This window comes from Allobosea sp. TBD101 (assembly GCF_059817965.1).
The window spans coordinates 4,041,389-4,060,184 of the sequence record NZ_CM187543.1; the positions used below are offsets into that span (position 1 = coordinate 4,041,389).

The following is an 18,796-nucleotide window of genomic DNA, read 5'->3' on the forward strand; positions in this document are numbered from 1 at the left end:
ACGCTAGACCAGCCGCACAGAACAGGGAAAGCCCGAAAACACGCCGAAGCCGACCCTGGGGCACCTGAAACCCAAAGAGCTGGGGATGAATCCGGCACGAAGGCTTGCGCCAATGGCCTATGGCGAGCTGGCAGGCCCTCCGATACTCTACGGAAAACCAAGAAGCGGAATTCCATGACGCCTGCACCCCGACCTCGTTCGCATACGACATCCGCGAGGACGGCATGATCCCCGCCTGGTCCGTGGTGCTGGTCGCGCTCGCCTATCTGTGCGGGCTCTTCGCCGTCGCGCATATGGCCGACACCTCCGGACGCAAGCTGATGACCGGCCGGGCGCGGACGACGATCTATGCGCTGGCGCTCGGCGTCTACTGCACCTCCTGGACCTTCTACGGCTCGGTCGGCTTCGCCAGCCGCGCGGGGTTCGATTTCCTCGGCATCTATGTCGGGCCGATCCTCGTGATCGGGCTGGGCCACCGCTTCGTCGGCCGCATCGTCGGCATCGCCAAGTCGCAGAACATCACCTCGATCGCCGATTTCGTCGGCGCCCGCTACGGCAAGAGCGAACGCGTCGCGGCGCTGGTCTGCATCGTCGCGGTGATCGGGGCGCTGCCCTATATCTCGCTGCAGTTGAAGGCCGTCGCGAACTCGCTCTCGGTCTTCCTCGCGGCGACCGGCGGCCATCCGCCGACGCCGGACGTGCCGATGCTGAGCGACCTGCCCTTCCTCGTCGCGATCGTGCTCGCCGGCTTCGCCTGCGCCTTCGGCACCCGCCATATCGATGCAACCGAACACCAGGATGGGCTCGTGCTGGCGATCGCGGTGGAATCGCTGATCAAGCTCGTCGCCTTCCTCGTGCTCGGCTTTTTCATCGTCTACGGGCTGTTCGGCGGCGCCGGCGACCTGCTGGCGCAGGCGGCCCATCCCGCCAACAGGGTCCCGCCGATCTGGGAGCGCACCTCGAGCTGGCCGAACTTCCTGACGCTCACGCTGCTGTCGAGCTGCGCCGCGCTCCTGCTGGCGCGGCAGTTCCACATGACGATCGTCGAGAACCGCGACGTGCGCGACGTGCGCCGCGCCGCGTGGATGTTCCCGCTCTATCTCGTGCTGATCAACCTGTTCGTGCTGCCGCTGGCGGCGGCGGGCGAGATCCTGATCCCCGGCAGCGGCGTCGACCGCGACATGACCGTGCTGCTGCTGCCGTTGCAGCGAGAGGCCGGGGTGATCGCGCTCCTGGTCTTCGTCGGCGGCCTTTCGGCGGCGACGGCGATGGTGATCGTCGCCTCGGTCGCGCTCGCGATCATGATCTCCAACCATCTCGTGATGCCGCTCCTGCTGCGCGGCCGGCGGGGCCTGAGCGATCCGGGCCGGGCGGTCCGATTCTTTGGCAGGCGGGGCGCCAGCAACAGCAATCTTGGCGGCGATCTCGGCTCGCAGGTGGTGATCATCCGCCGGCTGAGCATCTTCGTCGTGATCCTGCTCGGCTATCTCTATTACCGCGCCTCGGGCGAGGCGGCGCTGGTCTCGATCGGCCTGCTCTCCTTCGCGGCGACGGCGCAGATCGCGCCGGCCTTCTTCGGCGGCCTGTTCTGGCGGCGCGGCACGGCGCTGGGCGCCGTGGCCGGTCTGACGGTCGGGACGCTGGTCTGGGCCTATACGCTGCTGATGCCGAGCCTCGCCCTGCCCGGCGGCTGGTGGAGCGAAATCGTCGCGCATGGCCCGTTCGGCGCCGGCATCTTCCGGCCGGAGGGGTTGTTCGGGCTTGAATGGCCGGCACTGCCGCATGGCGTGTTCTGGAGCCTGAGCTTCAACATCCTCGCCTATATCGGCTTCTCGCTGCTCCGGCCCGCCAATGCGATGGAGCGGCTGCAGGCCAATGCCTTCGTCGAATCGCAGCCGACGACGATGGCCCAGTCCTTCTCGCTCTGGCGCACCACCATCACCGAGGGCGAGCTGCAATCGACGATCGCGCGCTATCTCGGGGCGGAACGCACCCAGCGCGCCTTCGAGGGTTTCAACAGCGGCCGCGGCGAGGCCTCGGAAAGCGGGCGCCAGGCCGATATTCACCTGCTGCGCTTCGGCGAGCACCTGCTCTCCTCGGCGATCGGCGCGGCCTCCTCGCGGCTCGTGCTGTCGCTGCTGCTGAAGCGGCGCAACCTCTCGACCGAGGCCGCCTTCAAGCTGCTCGACGACGCCTCGGCCGCGCTCCAGTACAACCGCGACATCCTCCAGCACGGTCTCGACCATGCCGGCCAGGGCATCACCGTGCTCGACCGGGACCTCAGGCTGCTCGCCTGGAACCAGGCCTTCATCCAGCTCTACGACCTGCCGGCCTCGCTGGTCCGCTTCGGCACGGGGCTCGACGAGATCGTGCGCTACAACGCGGCGCGCGGCGCCTATGGCACCGGCGCACGCGACGAATTGATGGCGGCGCGGCTGGAGAGCTTCATCAACGACCGCGAGCCCGTGCGTCTGAAGCTCTACCCGTCGAAGAAGGTCATCGAGGTCCGCACCAACGCCCTGCCTGATGGCGGCTTCGTCACGACCTATACCGACATCACCGACACCGTCGCCGGCGAGGAGGAGCTCGAACGCGCGAACGAGGGCCTCGAACGCCGCGTCGCCGAGCGCACCGAGGAACTGCTGCACGTCAATGCCGAACTCCAGCGCGCCAAGGCCGAGGCCGAGGCCGCCAACGCCTCAAAGACGCGCTTCCTCGCCGCCGCCAGCCACGACATCCTGCAGCCGCTCAACGCCGCGCGCCTCTACGCGACCTCGCTGGTCGAGCGTGATCGCAGCGGCGGCCAGCCGGAACTCGCCGAGAATATCGACGCCTCGCTCGACGCTGTCGAGGAGATCCTGACCGCGCTTCTGGAGATATCGCGGCTCGATGGCGGCGCTCTCAAGCCGGAGCTGTCATCCTTCCGGCTGGACGAGCTGATGCGCCAGCTCCAGCGCGAATTCGAACCGAGCGCCCAGGAGAAGGGCCTGAAGCTCGTCTTCATGCCGACCAGCCTGACGCTGCGCTCAGATCGGCGCCTGCTGCGCCGGCTGCTGCAGAACCTGATCTCGAACGCGATCAAATACACGCCGAACGGCAAGGTGCTGATCGGCTGCCGGCGCCGTGGCAATCAGGTCGCCGTCGAGGTGATCGATACAGGGCTCGGCATCCCCCAAAGCAAGCAGAAGACTGTCTTCCGCGAGTTCCAACGGCTCGACCAGGGCGCGAAGGTGGCGCGCGGCCTCGGCCTCGGGCTCTCGATCGTGCAGCGCATCGCGCGTGCGCTCGACCATGGCCTGACGCTCGATTCGGCGCCCGGACGCGGCACGCGCTTCTCGGTCTCGGTCCCGCGCGCCGCGCCGCTGCCGCCGATGACGACTGCGGCTGCCCCGCGCAATGCGCCGGCAGGCCAGCTCGCAGGCATGCGGCTTCTGGTCGTCGACAACGAGCCCGCCATCCTCGACGGCATGAAGCGTCTGCTCGAAGGCTGGGGCTGCCGCGTCACGATCGCCGCCAGCCTGGACGAGGCGCTGCCGCATGTCGGCAGCAAGGGCGAGCCGGATGTGCTGATCGCCGACTACCATCTTGACCACGGCAACGGCCTGACCGCGATCAGCGCGCTGCGTTCCCGTGCCCGCACGCCAATGCCGGCGATCCTGCTCACCGCCGACCGGACGCCGCATGTGCGCGAGGCGGCGAACGCGCTCGACGTGCATCTGCTCAACAAGCCGCTGAAGCCGGCTGCGCTCCGCGCGCTGCTGGCGCAATGGCGGGCGACGCGGCTGGCGGCGGAGTAGGGCTCAGGTGGTAGCCGAGGCGGCGCTGCGCATGGCATCCTCGGAGGCGAGGAAGGCCGCGACCTCCGGGCTCGGCTGCGGGCTCTCCGCGGTGACGCCGATCTCGCCGAGCAGCCGCGCGACCGGGACATAGGCGCGCGCCTTCTTGTCATAGAGCGCGGCCCGAACCAGCGCGACCGCCGCGACGATCTCGGTGCCGTCCCGGCCCTGCATCAGCATGCGATGCTGCATGACCAGCCAGCCCTCGCTCCAGCACAGGATCGTCGTCTCGACCCGGAACGGGCGGAACAGCCGCATCTCGCGGCGGAAGCGGGTCGTGCCGGCCGAGATCCATCAGCGTCCAGTAGCGGCCGTTGTTCATATGCAGGCTGGTGTCGAGATCGTGGAACCAGACCCGGAAAGGCAGCACCGAGGCCTCGCCAGGCAGGTCGAGCCGCGGGCGGAAACGCGTCGTCAGCAGGAGCCAGATCAGGCGAAACCAGAGATTCATGGGGAGTTTTTCGGCGCGAGATCGATCGGAACTGCGCCTCCATGTCATGGAGATGCCGGCGATGTCGATCATGCTATCGTCGCCTGTCGTTGCGGAGCTGGACCTTGCCCACCCTTCACGTTTCCCCGCTGTCGCGGCTGGATGAGACCGTTGCTGCCGTCCGTGCCCGGCATCTGGTGACGCTGATCAATGTCGGCACGGAGGTCGCGCGGCCGGCCGGGATTGCGCCCGAGCGACATCTCTTCCTGGGGATGTCCGACATTAGTCAGGCGCTCGACGGCCATGTCCTCGCCGGCCAGGAGCACATGCATCGCCTCATCGCCTTCCTGCGGGAGTGGGATCGCGCAGAGCCGATGGTGATCCATTGCTGGGCCGGGATCAGCCGCTCGACGGCAGCGGCCTATATCGCAGCCTGCACACTTGGGCCGGAGCGTGATGAAGACGAGGTGGCTGACGCTTTGCGCAGCGCGGCCCCTTCCGCCACGCCGAATGCCCGGCTCATCGCGCTGGCCGATGCGACGCTCGGGCGGCGCGGCCGGATGACCCGCGCAATCCAGCGAATCGGGCGCGGCGCCGATGCCTTCGAAGGCACGCCCTTCGCCATGCCGCTCGCCTGAACTCCAGCTTCGGGCCACGCAGCTTCCTGCGCGCATTTCCCGCCCCGGCTGTGATTGCTACGGCACCCTCGCCGCTTCGCTGCAGAAGATTGCTTGCATCGGGTGAATTTTGCGACGATGCATCGCGCGGGAGGCCAAAGAGCCTCTAACAGAATCCGGAGGGGTCTCGATGGGCTTTGGAGGAACCGCATGCCAGGAGGAGCGCGCAGCCGATATCTGCCGATATCGGCAAGTCGGTCCGACGCCGCAGGCGGCCCTCCAAAGCCCACCTTCGGCGCCGGGAATTCGACCGCCCGCGGCGTCGCGGCGCTTGCCGATACCAACGGTATCGGCTTCACCCCGCTCCTGGCGGAGCGGACGAATTGCCGGCGTCGAGACCCCTCCGGATTCTGTTAGAGGCTCTTGCCCGTGACCATGACGATCGAGCTCGACTCGCGCGACCGCTCCATCCTGCGGATTCTCCAGCAGGACGGACGCATCACCAATTCGGACCTCGCCGAGAAGGTGCATCTGTCGCCCTCGGCCTGCCTGCGCCGCGTGCGGCAGCTCGAGGAAAGCGGCCTGATCCGCGGCTATGCGATGATGCTCGACGACAAGATCGCGGGCTTTCCCGGCACGGCCTTCGTCTTCGTCACGCTCGACCAGCAGGGCCGCGCCTCGCTGGAGAGCTTCGAGCAGGCGGTGCAGAGCCTGCCCGAGATTCTCGAATGCCATCTGCTGGCCGGCGCGCATGACTATCTGATGCGGGTGATCTACCGCGACAGCGCCGATTTCGAGCGCATCCATACCGATATCATCACGCAATTGCCGGGCGTCACCCGCGTGCAGTCGACGCTGACGCTGCGCACGATCAAGAAGACCTCCGCCCTGCCGGTCTGAGTCAGCAGCGCCGCGAGACGGGTTGCAGCCGGACGCGCGCCAGCCGATAAGCTCACCCGCAAAGAGGAATCAGGCCGTGAGCGAAGAGAAGACCAACGCCGATGTCGCCGCCCTGCCCTTCGAGGCGGCGATGAAGGAGCTCGAAGGCATCGTGGCGCGGCTGGAGCGCGGTGACGTTCCGCTCGAGGAATCGATCGCGATCTATACGCGCGGCGAAGCGCTGAAGGCGCGCTGCGACGCGCTGCTGAAGCAGGCGGAAGCCCGGATCGAGCGCATCACGCTCGGCACCGATGGCAAGCCGACGGGCGCTGCCCCGCTCGACGTCGAGAACTGAGCCGCCGGGGCGCCTTCGGCGCCGGAACGACAGCGACAAGATCATCACGCAATACCGCGGCGCTCCAAGTGCCGCGGCATTGCATTTTTGCCAGCCACCGGTTGCGACCGGGCGCTTGCCTGTGAGCCGCGTCCGGCTCAGGTTCAGCCTCGACCAAGGAGGCCCTCATGTCGCAGCTCCCCGCCGACGACCCGATCCTGGGCGATGCCCGCTCCTGCGAGGCGATCGAGAAGGTGATCGTCCCCCGCTCCCATGACCTCGGTGGCTTTCAGGTCCGCCGGGCGCTGCCCGCCATCGGCCAGCGCATGGTCGGCCCCTTCATCTTCTTCGACCAGATGGGCCCGGCCGAGTTCCATCTCGGCGAAGGCCTCGACGTCCGGCCGCATCCGCATATCGGGCTCTCGACCGTGACCTATCTGTTCGACGGCGAGATCATGCATCGCGACTCGCTGGGCACGGCACTGGCGATCAAGCCCGGCGCGGTGAACCTGATGACGGCCGGGCGCGGCATCGTCCATTCCGAGCGCACCGGCATGGAAGCCCGCGCTACCGGCCCGAAGCTCTACGGCATCCAGGCCTGGCTCGCCCTGCCGAAGACCCATGAGGAGGTCGCGCCCGAGTTCAAGCACCATGGCGCAGGCGAGCTGCCGCGCATCGTCGAGGGCGGCAAGCGCATCAGCCTGATCATGGGCTCGGCCTATGGCCAGACCTCACCGGTGAAGTTCCCGTGGGACGCGCTCTATGCCGAGGCCGTGCTCTCGCCCGGCGCGATCCTGCCGCTCGATCCCGACTATGACGAGCGCGCGATCTATATCGTCTCCGGCAAGATCGACATCGCCGGCGACGAGTTCGGCGCCGGCCAGCTCCTCGTCTTCAAGCCGGGCGACCGCATCTCGATCCTCGCCATCGACCAGGCCCGCGTCATGATCGTCGGCGGCGAGCCGATGGACGGCCCGCGCAATATCTGGTGGAACTTCGTCTCCTCCTCGAAGGAGCGTATCGAGCAGGCCAAGCACGAATGGAAGACCGGCCGCTTCGACACCGTGCCCGGCGACGAGAGCGAGTTCATCCCGCTGCCCGAGGGCTGAGCCGGCCCATTCAGACCGCCTCGGAAATGTCCCTGAGCTTCGGCACCCGCGAGAAGCCGATCACCAGCAATTGGATCAGGAAGCCTGTGGCCGCGAGGCCCAGGCACGCGGCGATGCCGAGGTTTGCCGCCACGGAGGCACCGATCGCGGCGCCGATCGGCCGCGCGCCGAAAGTCGCCGTCATGATCAGGGCGGAGACGCGGCCGAGCATGGCGTTCGGCGTCACCGCCTGCCGCAATGTCATGGTCGAGATCGTCCAGATGATCGGCCCGACGCCGAACAGGAAGAAGCTCGCCGCGACGAGATAGGCCGAGGGCAGCCAGAGCGTCGCGAACATCACGCCCGCCGCGCAAAGCCCGGCGAAGGGGCCTAGCAGGATCAGCGTCCCGAACGTGACCTGCTTCGCAATGGCGGGCGCGAGGATGGCGCCGACGATCATGCCCGCGCCGTAGATGCCGAGCGAGATGCCGACTTGCGTGGCGCTCAGCCCCAGATTCTGGACGGCATAGGCGACATAGACCGCCTGGAAGATGAACCAGGAGACGTTGAAGAACACCGCCGTCATCAGGATCGGCCGGAGCAGGTCATGGCCGGCGACGAAGCGGGCGCCTTCCTTCAGATCGTGCAACAGGTCGCGCCGGGGGCCTGACGGCGCCTCGTCCTTCGGCAGGCCGGCCAGCAGCATCGCGGCGAGGATCGAGAGCCCGGCCGCCAGCCCATAAGCGGTGGAGACGCCGATCCAGCCGACGAGCGCCCCGCCCAGCGCCGGTCCACCGGCATAGGCGGCGCTGCGGGCCAGCTCCAGCCAGCGATTGGCATCGGCCAGCCGCTCACGCGGCACCACCGAGGGAACGAAGGCCGGAGCCGCCACGCTGTAGCAGACCGTGCCGATAGCCCCGAGCGCGCCGATCAAGGCGAGCCAGGTCAGGTTGAGGCTCCCGGCCGCCAGCAGCAGCGGGATCGCCAGCAGGGACACCGCGCGCAACACCTCGGTGCCGACCATGAGCCGGCGCCGGGAGGCGCGGTCGACCATCAAACCGGCGGGAATGGACAACAGGAGGAAGGGCAAGGTCTGCGCCGTCTGCAGCCAGCCGGTCTCGGCCGGCCCCGCCGCCAGCAGCAGCACCGCGGCCAAGGGTGCCGCCGCCAGCGCGATCTGCTCGGAAAACTGGGCGAAGAGATTGGACCAGCCGATGCGGCGGAATGCCGTAGGCAAGGGCGTGGCAGCGGTCGGTTGCATGGTCTGATATCCTCGGAAGCGGTCGTGAACGCACTGAAATCCGTTGCCGGCGTCGGAACCACCCGTTTCGTGGCAAGACGGCGCCCGTGCCGTCGATTTGGTCGAAAGCGCAACTGCGGTTTGCAAGCGCGCCGCGCAGGCTCTATTTCGAGGGCATCCCAGCGAAGGATCAGACAGCCTCGTGCCCCGTCCCGCCACGCCGCTCCTCGACACGATCCATGACCCCGCCGATCTGCGGGCCCTCGACGACGCCGAGCTGCGGCAGGTCGCCGACGAGCTCCGGCTCGAGACGATCGACGCCGTCTCCGTCACCGGCGGCCATCTCGGCGCCGGGCTCGGCGTGGTCGAGCTGACCGTGGCGCTGCACCATGTCTTCGACACGCCGCGCGACCGATTGATCTGGGATGTCGGCCACCAGGCCTATCCACACAAGATCCTGACCGGGCGGCGCGAGCGCATCCGCACCTTGCGCCAGCCGGGCGGGCTGTCCGGCTTCACCAAGCGCGCCGAGAGCGACTACGACCCGTTCGGCGCGGCGCATTCCTCGACCTCGATCTCGGCCGGGCTCGGCATGGCCGTCGGGCGCGATCTCAAGGGCGATCAGAACAACGTCATCGCCGTGATCGGCGATGGCGCCATGTCGGCCGGCATGGCCTATGAGGCGATGAACAATGCCGGCGCGCTCGGCTCGCGCCTCATCGTCATCCTCAACGACAACGACATGTCGATCGCCCCGCCGGTCGGCGCGATGTCGGCCTATCTGGCGCGGCTCGTCTCGGGGCGGACCTATCGCTCGATCCGCGAGGTCGCCAAGCAGCTCGCCGAGAAGCTGCCGCGCTTCTTCCACGACAAAGCCAAGCGCACCGAGGAATATGCCCGCGGCTTCTGGACCGGCGGGACGATGTTCGAGGAGCTCGGCTTCTACTATGTCGGGCCGATCGACGGGCATAATCTCGACCACCTGCTGCCGGTGCTGCGCAATGTCCGCGACGCCGGGAACGGGCCGATCCTCGTCCATGTCGTGACGCAGAAGGGCAAGGGCTACGCCCCGGCCGAGGCCAGCGCCGACAAGTACCATGGCGTGGTCAAGTTCGACCCCGTCACCGGCCAGCAGGCCAAGGCGCCGGCGAACGCGCCGAGCTACACCAATGTCTTCGCCCAGGCCCTGATCAAGCAGGCGCGCGAGGATGACAAGGTCGTCGCCGTCACCGCCGCGATGCCGTCCGGCACCGGACTCGACGCTTTCGGCAAGGAGTTCCCAGCTCGCACCTTCGATGTCGGCATCGCCGAGCAACATGCCGTGACCTTCGCCGCCGGCCTCGCGACCGAGGGCTACAAGCCCTTCGTCGCGATCTACTCGACCTTCATGCAGCGCGCCTACGACCAGATCGTGCATGACGTGGCGATTCAGAAGCTGCCCGTGCGCTTCGCACTCGACCGCGCCGGGCTCGTCGGCGCCGACGGCGCGACCCATGCCGGCTCCTTCGATGTCGCCTATCTCGCCTGCCTGCCGGACATGGTGGTGATGGCGGCGGCCGACGAGGCCGAACTGACCCATATGGTCGCGACCGCAGCCGCCTATGACGAAGGGCCGATCGCCTTCCGCTATCCGCGCGGCGAAGGGGTCGGCGTCGAGATCCCCGATGTCGGCGTACCCCTCGAGATCGGGAAGGGCCGCATCGTCCGCGAGGGCACCCGGATCGCCCTGCTCTCGCTCGGGACACGCCTTGCCGAATGCCTCAAGGCCGCCGAGCTCTTGGCGCAGCGCGGCCTGTCGACGACGGTCGCCGATGCCCGCTTTGCCAAACCGCTCGACGAGATCATGATCCTGAAGCTCGCCCGCGAGCATGAGGTTCTCGTCACGGTCGAGGAAGGCTCGGTCGGCGGCTTCGGCAGCCATGTCCTGCATTTGCTCGCGCAGAACGGCGCGCTCGATGCCGGCCTGAAGGTCAGGAGCCTGACGCTGCCCGATACGTTCCAGGACCATGACAAGCCGGACGCGATGTATGCCGCCGCCGGGCTCGATGCCGCCGGCATCGTCAAGGCCGTCGAGACTGCACTGGGTCGGCCCAGCGCGGTGAAGCTGGCCTGACGGCTGGGGCATGAAGAGCCGGGCCGACCAGCTGCTCGTCGAGCGCGGCTTCTTCGAGAGTCGGGCACGGGCGCAGGCCGCGATCGCAGCCGGGCTCGTCACCGTCAATGGCACTCCGGTGCGCAAGGCCTCGGAAATGGTGGCCGACGACGCGGAACTGACCGCGCAGGCACCGCACCCTTACGTCTCGCGTGGTGGGCTGAAACTGGCGGGCGCGCTCAATGCCTTCGGCTTCGATCCAAAGGGGCTCGCCTGCCTCGATGTCGGCTCCTCGACCGGCGGCTTCACCGACCTGCTCCTGAAGCGCGGCGCGCGCCATGTCGTCGCCGTCGATGTCGGACGCGACCAGCTGCATCATTCGCTGCGGACCGATCCGCGCGTCACCAGCTTCGAGGGACAGGATATCCGCACGCTGGCCGTCGAAGCCCTGCCGGAACGGCCGAGCCTTGCTGCGATCGATGTCAGCTTCATCTCGCTCAAGCTCGTGCTGCCCGCGGTCGCCAACCTGCTCGCGCCGCAGGCCGGTATCGCGGCGCTGATCAAGCCGCAGTTCGAAGCCGGCCGCGCCGCGCTCAAGAAAGGCATCGTCCGCGACGAGGCGATCCAGCTTCAGGTTTGCGATGAGATCGTCGCGACGCTGAAGGCGCTCGGTTTTGCAGTTGAAGGGCCGATCCCCTCTCCGATCGAGGGCGGCGACGGCAACCGCGAATTTCTGGTCGGAGCGCGGCGCTAGCATCATTCCGATGCTGCGACGAATGCCCGATCAGCGTGCGAGCAAGGCGTCGATCTGCGTCTGCAACACGGCATCCTCGAATGCCGCGATGTCGATCGTGCCATTCGCGTTGATGAATTGCGTCGCACGGGCGATCTGCCGACGCAGAGCCTCGCTGGCGACCTCGACGATAATTGGCAGCTCGGGCTGAGGCGGCGTTTCCGCGAGCAGCGCCGTCACCGTGCGCACCAACCGCGTCATCGCATGGCAGGCCTCGTCGAAAGACCGGGCCCTGTTCGGGTTCAGGTCGTCATAGGCGGCGAGAGCCGAAGCGGCACAGCGCAGGGCCGATGCGGCGAAATGCTCGCGATAGCCGACAGCCTGCCAAGCCTGAAGATCGGCGAGGATGCTGTCATCCATCGCGACCATCTCGATCAGCATCAGGGCTTCGCTGTAGCGATTGAGGAAATCGGTCGACAGGCGCGGGAGGACACCGGCGTCGAGCCGTTCGGCCGCCGTTCCAGCCAGCATCTCCGTCGCGATGACGCTCATCCGCTACCCCAAACCGGCGCGACTATGTTGGTGCAACCGCAAATAAAGTGTTGCTTCCAAGCGCTCGTCTTGACGTAAACAGCCTGCATGTGCGGACGCTATGCGATCACCCTGCCTCCCGAGGCGATGCGCGATGCCTTCGGCTACCGCGAGCAGCCGAACTTCCCGCCGCGCTACAATATCGCGCCGACGCAGCCCGTGCCGGTGATCCGACCTCATGACGGAGCGCCGCAGTTCCTGCTGATGCGCTGGGGTTTCATTCCCGGCTGGGTCAAGGACCTCAAGGATTTCCCGCTCGTCATCAATATCCGCATGGAGAGCGCCGCCGAGAAGCCCTCCTTCCGCAATGCCCTGACGCGGCGGCGCTGCCTGCTGCCGGCCGATGCCTTCTACGAATGGCGGCGCAGCGGAACCGGCAAGCAGGCCCAGAGTGAGGCTTTCCTGTTCCGCAAGCCGGATCGCGGCCTCTTCGCCTTCGCCGCGCTGTGGGAGACATGGCATTCGCCTGATGGCTCCGAGATCGACACCGTCGCGATGATGACGGGAACAGCCAACGGCACGATGGCTCCGATCCATCACCGCAGCCCGATCATCCTCGATCCCAGCGACTACCAGGCCTGGCTCGACCCGCAAGCTACGTCGGAACAGACCGGGCGCCTGCTGAGACCGCCGCCGGACGATCTGCTGGAGGCTGTGGCGATCGGCAATGCCGTCAACAAGGTCGCCAATGACGCCGCCGAGGTCCAGTTGCCGCTGGCCGAGCTTCCGCAACGGGAGCCGCCCGAGGAGCCGAAGCGCCATGCGCGCAAAGCGACCCGGCCTCCCACGGATGACGGGCAAGGCAGCCTGTTCTAGCGCCGGATTCGTGCTCTGATCGTCGCCAGAAGACGACGAGGAGACACGAAGATGCACGGCCGCCGCCCTACCATGACCTCCCGCCACGGCATGGTCGCCGCGGCCCATCCTTTGGCGGCACAGGCCGGCGCAAGGCTGCTCGCGCAAGGTGGTAACGCCTTCGATGCCGCGGCCGCCACGGCTGCCGCGCTCAACGTGGTCGAGCCCTTCATGTCCGGGCTTGCCGGCATGGGCCTGTCGACGATGTGGGTCGCAGCCGAAAAACGGGTGCGCGTGCTCGATTTCGTGCCGCCGATCCCGGCGAGCTTCCAGGCGGACCGCTTCAGCAAGCGCACCGATCTGGAGCGCGGCGCACTCGCCGTCGCCTCGCCCGGCAATCTCGCCGGCTGGTGCGAGCTGGTGAAGACCTATGGCCGCAAATCGCTGGCCGAGGTCTTCGCGCCGGCGATCGCCTTGGCGCGGGACGGCTTCGCGCTGGCCGAGTTCGGCGCGGCGGAGTTCGAGGAGAACGACCCGCTCCTGGAGAAGATTCCCGCGCTCTATCCGGCATGGTCGAAGAACTACCAGCCCAACGGCCCGATGCATCTCGGTTCGGTGCTCGTCCAGTCGGACCTCGCGAAGACACTGGGCGAGATCGCCGAGAAGGGACCGGAGCATTTCTATCGCGGGGCGCTCGGCGAGAAAGTCATCGCGCATCTGCAGGCGCTCGGCGGCTCGCTGACCATGGCCGACCTCGCCGCCGTGAAGACGGTCTGGCGCGAGCCGATGGCGGCGAGCTTCAAGGGGCTGTCGGTGCATGTGCCGCCGCCGCCCTGCGAGGGCTTCCAGTTCCTGCTGACCTTGCGCCTGCTCGACGGGATCGATCTTGCGTCGAAGCCGCGGGACGGGGCGGACCATCTCGATCTCGTCTATCGCGCGATCCGCCTCGCGGCGGGCGAGCGCATCGCCCATAACAACCCCTCGCCGGAGAAGCTCGCCGAGATCATGTCGGATGCGTCGGTCGCACGGCTGCGCCAGCGCCTGACCGACGGCAAGCCGGTGACCGGCCCGACCGAGCAATGGGTGCCGCAAGACAAGGAAGACCCGGCGCATACGACGTCGCTCTCGGTCGCCGACAGTGAAGGCAACCTGATCTGCATCACGCAGAGCCTCGGCAGCCCCTTCGGCAGCGGTGTCGTCGTGCCCGGCACGGGGCTCTGCTTCAACAACTTCCTGTACTGGGCCGATGTCCAGCCCGGCAGCCCGAACCGCTCCAAGCCCGGCGACGACCTGCCGATGTGCATGTCGCCCACGCTCTCGACCCGCGACGGCAAGCCGGTGCTCGCGCTCGGCACGCCCGGCAGCTACGGCATCATGCAGACGCAGGCTCAGGCCATGGTCCAGCACCTCGTTTACGGCCTGCCACTCCAGGAGGCGATCGAGGCACCGCGAGCGCGGCTCTGGGACGGTCGCCTCGTCGAGATCGAGAACCGCATCACGCCGGAAACGATCGCCGAGCTGGTCAGGCGCGGGCACGAGGCGCGCGCCTTCGATGTCGGCTGGACGATGCGCTGCGGCGGCATGCAGGCGGTGGCGGTCGATCCGGCGACCGGCGTCTTCACCGGCGCCGCCGACCCGCGCCGCGATGGGTACGTCGCGACGCCGTAGCGCCCTTCTGAAGCCCTCATCCTGAGGAGCGCTTTGCAGAAGCGCATCTCAAAGGATGTTCCAGCAGGCTCGGGAGACATCTGGAGCATCCTTCGAGACGCCGCTTCGCGGCTCCTCAGGATGAGGGCTGAAGAGTCAGGCGACGATCTCGCCGCGGAAGGCCCAGCGGGTCATCCGCCGCTCGACCAGGGCACAGAACGCATAGAGCGCGATGCCCATGATGGCGATGGAGAAGAGCCCGGCGAAGGTCGTCGGCGCGTCGTTGCGCGCGCCCGCCGAAAGCATCAGGAAGCCGATGCCGCGATTGCCGCCGACCGTCTCGGACAGCACCGAGCCGACGAAGGCCAGCGTCACCGCGACCTTCAGGCTGGCGAAGAGATAGGGCATCGCGCGGGGCACGCCGACCTTGGTCAGGATTTCCCATTGGCTGGCGCCGAGCGAGCGCATCACGTCGCGCATCTCGGGCTCGATGGTGGCGAGGCCCGTGGCGACGTTCACGACGATCGGGAAGAAGGAGATGACGAAGGCGGTGATCACCGCCGGCAAAGCGCCGACGCCGACCCAGATCATCAGGATCGGCACGATCGCAACCTTCGGGATCGCATTAAAGGCGATCAGCAGCGGGTACAGGCCCGAATAGACGAAGGGCGATGCGCCAACGGCGAGGCCAAGCAGCAGGCCGAAGCCGATCGCCAGCGCGAAGCCGATCAGCGTCGTCCAGAGCGTCTCCAGGCAGAAGCGCAGCAGGATGTCCCAGCGCAGGACCATCGTCTCGATGATGCGGCTCGGGCGCGGCGCCAGGATTTCCGGCACGTCGAAGACGATGCAGGCGATCTCCCAGAGCAGCAGCAGCCCGCCCATGGCAAGCCAGGGCATGGCGAGGAGCAGGATGCGTTTCTGAGGCTCCGTCATGATCCTTGTCCCGCCGGGGGCCGCATCAGGCATGCTCCATATGGATGCGCTCGCGCAGTTCGTGGACGATGTCGACGAACTCGACCGTGAAGGTCGCCTCCAGCGTGCGCGGGCGCGGCAATTCGATCTTGCGGATCTTGACGATCTTTCCAGGCCGCCGGCTCATCACATAGACGGTGTCGGCGAGATAGACTGCCTCGCGCAGGTCGTGCGTGACCAGAACCGCCGTGAAGCGGCGCTCCATCCAGAGCTTCTGCATCACGCCCCAGAGCTCCTCGCGCGTGAAGGCGTCGAGCGCGCCGAAGGGCTCGTCGAGCATCAGGATATCGGGCTCGTGGACGAGCGCTCGGCACAGGCTGGAGCGCTGCTGCATGCCACCCGAGAGCTGCCAGGGGTATTTGTCGCCGAAGCCGCCAAGGCCGACCGAAGCCAGCAGCGCCTCGCCGCGCGCCACATACTCAGCCTTGTTGGCGCGGAAGCGGCGCTTGTGCGGCTCGACCACCTCCAGCGGCAGCAGGATGTTGTCGAGCGTCGTGCGCCAGGGCATCAGCGTCGGCGCCTGGAAGGCCATGCCGACGCCGCGGATCGGCCCCTTCACCACTTGCCCGTGCACGCGGACCTCTCCCCCGGTCGGCGGCAGCAGCCCGGTGACGAGCTTCATCAGGGTCGACTTGCCACAGCCGGACGGGCCGACCACGGCGATGAACTCGCCCTTGGCGATGGAGAGCGTCGCATCCTCCAGCGCCTGCATGCGGTTGGACCCGCTGCCATAGGCGAGGCTGACCTGCCGCAGTTCGACGAGGGAACCTTCGTGTGTTTCAGCCATCCGGGCGTCGTCTCGGGCTTGCCCCGAGAAGCTCGGGGAGGAAAGGCTTGGGCGCGATGGCCGGGCCTGACCCGGCCACGACGGCGGAACGGTCAGGGGCCGAGCATCCGCTCCGCCTTCGGCGGCAGGAACTTTGCCGTGAAGACCTTGTCAGGCTCGGGCGCGGACGGCAGGCCGAAGGCCTCGGCGACATCCTTGACCGAGCGGGCGAAGCGCGCCGGCTCGACATCGCCCATTCCGTTCGCCTTCACGAAGGGGGTGAGCACATTGAGCCTGAGCGACATGTCGAGGCGCTCGGCCTCCAGCTTCTCGTCGATCAGCGGGTCGCGCTTCTTGGCGGCGGCGATGCCGATGGCCGGGTTGGCGGCGACCTCACGCCAGGCCTTCGCGGTGGCGCGCAGGAAGCCGGTTACCGCTTCCGGCTTGGCGGCCAGCGCTGGCGAGACGATGATACCGTTGCCGTAAACGTCCATCTTGTAGTCGGAGTAGTTGAAGGAGACGACATCCTCCGGCTTCACGCCGCGCGCCTTCAGGTCGAGGATCGACGAGAAATAGTGGCCGGAGATGAAGTCGACCGTGCCCTGCACCAGCGACTGCTCGCGCAATTGCGGGGTCAGGTTGACGTGCTGGACGGATGCCGCGTCGATGCCGTTCTTCTTGGCGAAGGCTGGGAAGAGACGGAACGAGGCGTCGAAGACCGGCGCACCGAGCTTCTTGCCGGCGAGGTCGGTGGGCTTGGTGATGCCGCTCTTCTTCAGGGCGTGGACGCCGAAGGGCGGGAAGTCATAGGCCATGAAGACGCAGAGGATTTCCTTGCCGGCGTTCTTCGCGTTGTACTCGATCAGCGAGTTCACGTCGGCGAAGCCGATATCGTAGGCGCCGGTAGCGACGCGCTGGACCGCGCCGGCCGAGCCCTGGCCGGGGTCCATGGTGACGTCGAGCCCCTCGGCCTTGTAGTAGCCCTTGTCGAGCGCGACGAGGAAGGGCGAGGTCGGGCCCTGGAAGACCCAGTCGAGCGTGAACTTGAGCGGCGTCTGGGCGGCGGCGGGCAGCGCACCGGCCATCGCAGCCGCTCCGGCGAGAGCCAGCGCGGCGAGCGCGCGGCGCGTCGGCCCCCTGCCCCTCTTGCGGGCACAATTCGACAGCATCCGCGTCACGCCGATCATGGCAGCCAACCCCTCATGTTATCGTTATGAGGGCGAAGGCTAGAGATGCCGCCAAAAGCGGTCAATCGAGCGGAAAGGCCCTCCTGCCAAATTTTTGAGCAGGGGCCTCCGGCGGCAGCCTTCCGCGGTGCAGGCTGCCGATTGGACGGTCAAGCTTCCGACCTGCGGATCAATCCTGCGCCAGCACCGCGCCCGGATTGAGAATCCGCTTCGGGTCGAGCGTGCGCTTCAGCGTGCGCATCAGGTCGAGTTCGACGGGGTCCTTCACGCCGGGCAGCAGGTCGCGCTTCAGGCGGCCGATGCCGTGCTCGGCCGAGATCGAGCCGTGGAGCTCGGCAACGATGGCGTGGACCGCCTCGTTCATCTCGCTCCAGCGCGCGAGGAAGCCGGCCTTGTCGGCGCCGACCGGCTGGCTGACGTTGAAATGGATGTTGCCGTCGCCGAGGTGGCCGAAGGGCACAGGTCGGCAGCCCGGCACCATCGCCTCCACCGCCGCGATGGCGCGGGCCAGGAACTCCGGCGTCGCATGGATCGGCACGGAGACGTCGTGCTTGATCGAGCCGCCCTCATAGGTCTGCACTTCCGAGAGCATCTCGCGCAGCTTCCAGAAATCGGCGCGCTGGGCCAGAGAACCCGCCAAGGCCGCATCCGTCACGATGCCTTTCTCCAGCGCTTCGCCGAGGAAGGCCTCGACATGCTCGTCGAGCCCCGAGGCCTGCTGGGCGGAGACTTCCATCAGCACATACCAGGGCGACGGCTCGGAGAGCGGATCGCGCGTGCCGGAAGCGTGGCGCAGGACGAAATCCATGCCGATGCGCGGCATCAATTCGAAAGTGGTAAGCGTGCCGCCGGCGCCGGCCTTGGCGGCGTTCAGCAGTTCGAGCGCCGCCGCCGGATCGGGCACGGCGAGGAAGGCGGTGGCGCGCGCCGCCGGCGCGGGGAAGAGCTTCAGCACCGCCGCCGTGATGATGCCGAGCGTGCCTTCGGCGCCGATGAAGAGGTTCTTCAGGTCGTAGCCGGTATTGTCCTTGCGGAGCTGGCGCAGGCCGTTCCAGATGCGCCCGTCCGGCAGCACGACCTCCAGCCCCATGCAGAGCTCGCGGGCATTGCCATAGGCCAGCACGGCGGTGCCGCCGGCATTGGTCGAGAGATTGCCGCCGATGGTGCAGGAGCCTTCCGACGCCAGCGAGAGCGGGAAGAGCCGGCCCGCCGCCTCCGCCGCGTCCTGCGCGCGCTTCAGGGTAACGCCGGCCTCGACGATCATCGTGTCGCCATCGGTGTCGACGGCGCGGATCTTATCGAGGCGCTGCAGCGACAGGATGACCTCCTTGCCCTCGGAGATCGGGATCTGGCCGCCGACGAGGCCGGTATTGCCGCCTTGCGGCACCAGCACCGTGCCGGTCTCGGCCGCGAGCTTCACCAGCTCGGCGACCTCGGCGGTCGAGCCGGGGCGCACGATGCCTTGCGCCTTGCCGCGGAAGAGATCGCGCCATTCCTTGAGATAGGGCACCATCGCGTCGGCATCGGTGATGACGTTCTTCGCGCCGACGATAGCGGCCATGCGATCGAGAATTGCGCTCATCCTGAAG

16 protein-coding genes are annotated in these 18,796 nt (G+C 67.7%); 9 read left to right on the top strand and 7 right to left on the bottom strand.

Annotated elements, in window-relative coordinates; genetic code table 11:
* The first annotated feature begins 224 nt into the window (after positions 1 to 224).
* Positions 225 to 3,797, top strand: coding sequence for a hybrid sensor histidine kinase/response regulator (locus AC6RIC_RS19650; RefSeq protein ID WP_499733574.1), 3,573 nt, complete (start codon positions 225 to 227; stop codon positions 3,795 to 3,797).
* 3 nt (positions 3,798 to 3,800) lie between these two features.
* On the opposite strand, the gene AC6RIC_RS19655 is transcribed toward AC6RIC_RS19650, so the two are convergent.
* On the bottom strand, positions 3,801 to 4,094 hold the full coding sequence (locus AC6RIC_RS19655) for a hypothetical protein (RefSeq protein WP_499733575.1): 294 nt from the start codon (positions 4,092 to 4,094) through the stop codon (positions 3,801 to 3,803).
* 297 nt (positions 4,095 to 4,391) lie between these two features.
* Here AC6RIC_RS19655 and AC6RIC_RS19660 point away from each other — a divergent pair, with 297 nt between their 5' ends.
* The 4 genes from AC6RIC_RS19660 (at position 4,392) to AC6RIC_RS19675 (ending at position 7,205) form a co-directional block, all read left to right on the top strand.
* A complete protein-coding gene (locus tag AC6RIC_RS19660; protein WP_499733576.1) occupies positions 4,392 to 4,904 on the top strand; it encodes a tyrosine phosphatase family protein in 513 nt (170 codons plus the stop codon).
* A gap of 414 nt (positions 4,905 to 5,318) precedes the next feature.
* On the top strand, positions 5,319 to 5,783 hold the full coding sequence (locus AC6RIC_RS19665; protein WP_173049670.1) for an Lrp/AsnC family transcriptional regulator: 465 nt from the start codon (positions 5,319 to 5,321) through the stop codon (positions 5,781 to 5,783).
* A 130-nt stretch (positions 5,784 to 5,913) separates the two neighbouring features.
* Positions 5,914 to 6,117, top strand: a complete 204-nt coding sequence (locus AC6RIC_RS19670; protein WP_499736634.1) for an exodeoxyribonuclease VII small subunit — start codon at positions 5,914 to 5,916, stop codon at positions 6,115 to 6,117.
* Positions 6,118 to 6,284: 167 nt separating this feature from the next.
* The gene (locus AC6RIC_RS19675) at positions 6,285 to 7,205 is read left to right on the top strand and encodes a pirin family protein (RefSeq protein WP_488849424.1); all 921 of its coding nucleotides are present in this window, start codon (positions 6,285 to 6,287) and stop codon (positions 7,203 to 7,205) included.
* Between the two features lie 10 nt (positions 7,206 to 7,215).
* Here AC6RIC_RS19675 and AC6RIC_RS19680 read toward each other — a convergent pair whose 3' ends face one another.
* The gene (locus tag AC6RIC_RS19680; RefSeq protein WP_499733577.1) at positions 7,216 to 8,445 is read right to left on the bottom strand and encodes an MFS transporter; all 1,230 of its coding nucleotides are present in this window, start codon (positions 8,443 to 8,445) and stop codon (positions 7,216 to 7,218) included.
* Positions 8,446 to 8,626: 181 nt separating this feature from the next.
* On the opposite strand from AC6RIC_RS19680, the gene dxs reads away from it, so the two are divergent.
* Both dxs and AC6RIC_RS19690 read left to right on the top strand, forming a co-directional pair.
* Positions 8,627 to 10,537, top strand: coding sequence for a 1-deoxy-D-xylulose-5-phosphate synthase (gene dxs, locus AC6RIC_RS19685; RefSeq protein WP_499733578.1), 1,911 nt, complete (start codon positions 8,627 to 8,629; stop codon positions 10,535 to 10,537).
* 10 nt (positions 10,538 to 10,547) lie between these two features.
* Positions 10,548 to 11,270, top strand: a complete 723-nt coding sequence (locus AC6RIC_RS19690; protein ID WP_499733579.1) for a TlyA family RNA methyltransferase — start codon at positions 10,548 to 10,550, stop codon at positions 11,268 to 11,270.
* A 30-nt stretch (positions 11,271 to 11,300) separates the two neighbouring features.
* Here AC6RIC_RS19690 and AC6RIC_RS19695 read toward each other — a convergent pair whose 3' ends face one another.
* Entirely contained in the window at positions 11,301 to 11,801 is a 501-nt protein-coding gene (locus AC6RIC_RS19695; protein ID WP_499733580.1) for a hypothetical protein, read from the bottom strand.
* A gap of 87 nt (positions 11,802 to 11,888) precedes the next feature.
* On the opposite strand from AC6RIC_RS19695, the gene AC6RIC_RS19700 reads away from it, so the two are divergent.
* Both AC6RIC_RS19700 and AC6RIC_RS19705 read left to right on the top strand, forming a co-directional pair.
* Positions 11,889 to 12,656, top strand: a complete 768-nt coding sequence (locus AC6RIC_RS19700) for an SOS response-associated peptidase (protein WP_499733581.1) — start codon at positions 11,889 to 11,891, stop codon at positions 12,654 to 12,656.
* A 51-nt stretch (positions 12,657 to 12,707) separates the two neighbouring features.
* Positions 12,708 to 14,303 carry a gamma-glutamyltransferase family protein gene (locus AC6RIC_RS19705; protein ID WP_499733582.1) on the top strand — a complete coding sequence of 532 codons (1,596 nt, stop codon included), beginning with the start codon at positions 12,708 to 12,710 and terminating at the stop codon, positions 14,301 to 14,303.
* A 135-nt stretch (positions 14,304 to 14,438) separates the two neighbouring features.
* Here AC6RIC_RS19705 and AC6RIC_RS19710 read toward each other — a convergent pair whose 3' ends face one another.
* The 4 genes from AC6RIC_RS19710 to AC6RIC_RS19725 all read right to left on the bottom strand — a co-directional run bounded on the left by AC6RIC_RS19710 (position 14,439) and on the right by AC6RIC_RS19725 (position 18,789).
* Positions 14,439 to 15,215: an ABC transporter permease gene (locus AC6RIC_RS19710; protein ID WP_499733583.1), complete on the bottom strand. Its 777-nt coding sequence runs from the start codon at positions 15,213 to 15,215 to the stop codon at positions 14,439 to 14,441.
* Between the two features lie 25 nt (positions 15,216 to 15,240).
* Positions 15,241 to 16,041 (bottom strand): ABC transporter ATP-binding protein, encoded by an 801-nt coding sequence (locus AC6RIC_RS19715; RefSeq protein WP_499733584.1) that lies wholly within the window; start codon positions 16,039 to 16,041, stop codon positions 15,241 to 15,243.
* Positions 16,042 to 16,133: 92 nt separating this feature from the next.
* On the bottom strand, positions 16,134 to 17,207 hold the full coding sequence (locus tag AC6RIC_RS19720; RefSeq protein WP_499733585.1) for an ABC transporter substrate-binding protein: 1,074 nt from the start codon (positions 17,205 to 17,207) through the stop codon (positions 16,134 to 16,136).
* A 169-nt stretch (positions 17,208 to 17,376) separates the two neighbouring features.
* Entirely contained in the window at positions 17,377 to 18,789 is a 1,413-nt protein-coding gene (locus tag AC6RIC_RS19725) for an FAD-binding oxidoreductase (protein ID WP_454657789.1), read from the bottom strand.
* Positions 18,790 to 18,796 lie beyond the last annotated feature (7 nt).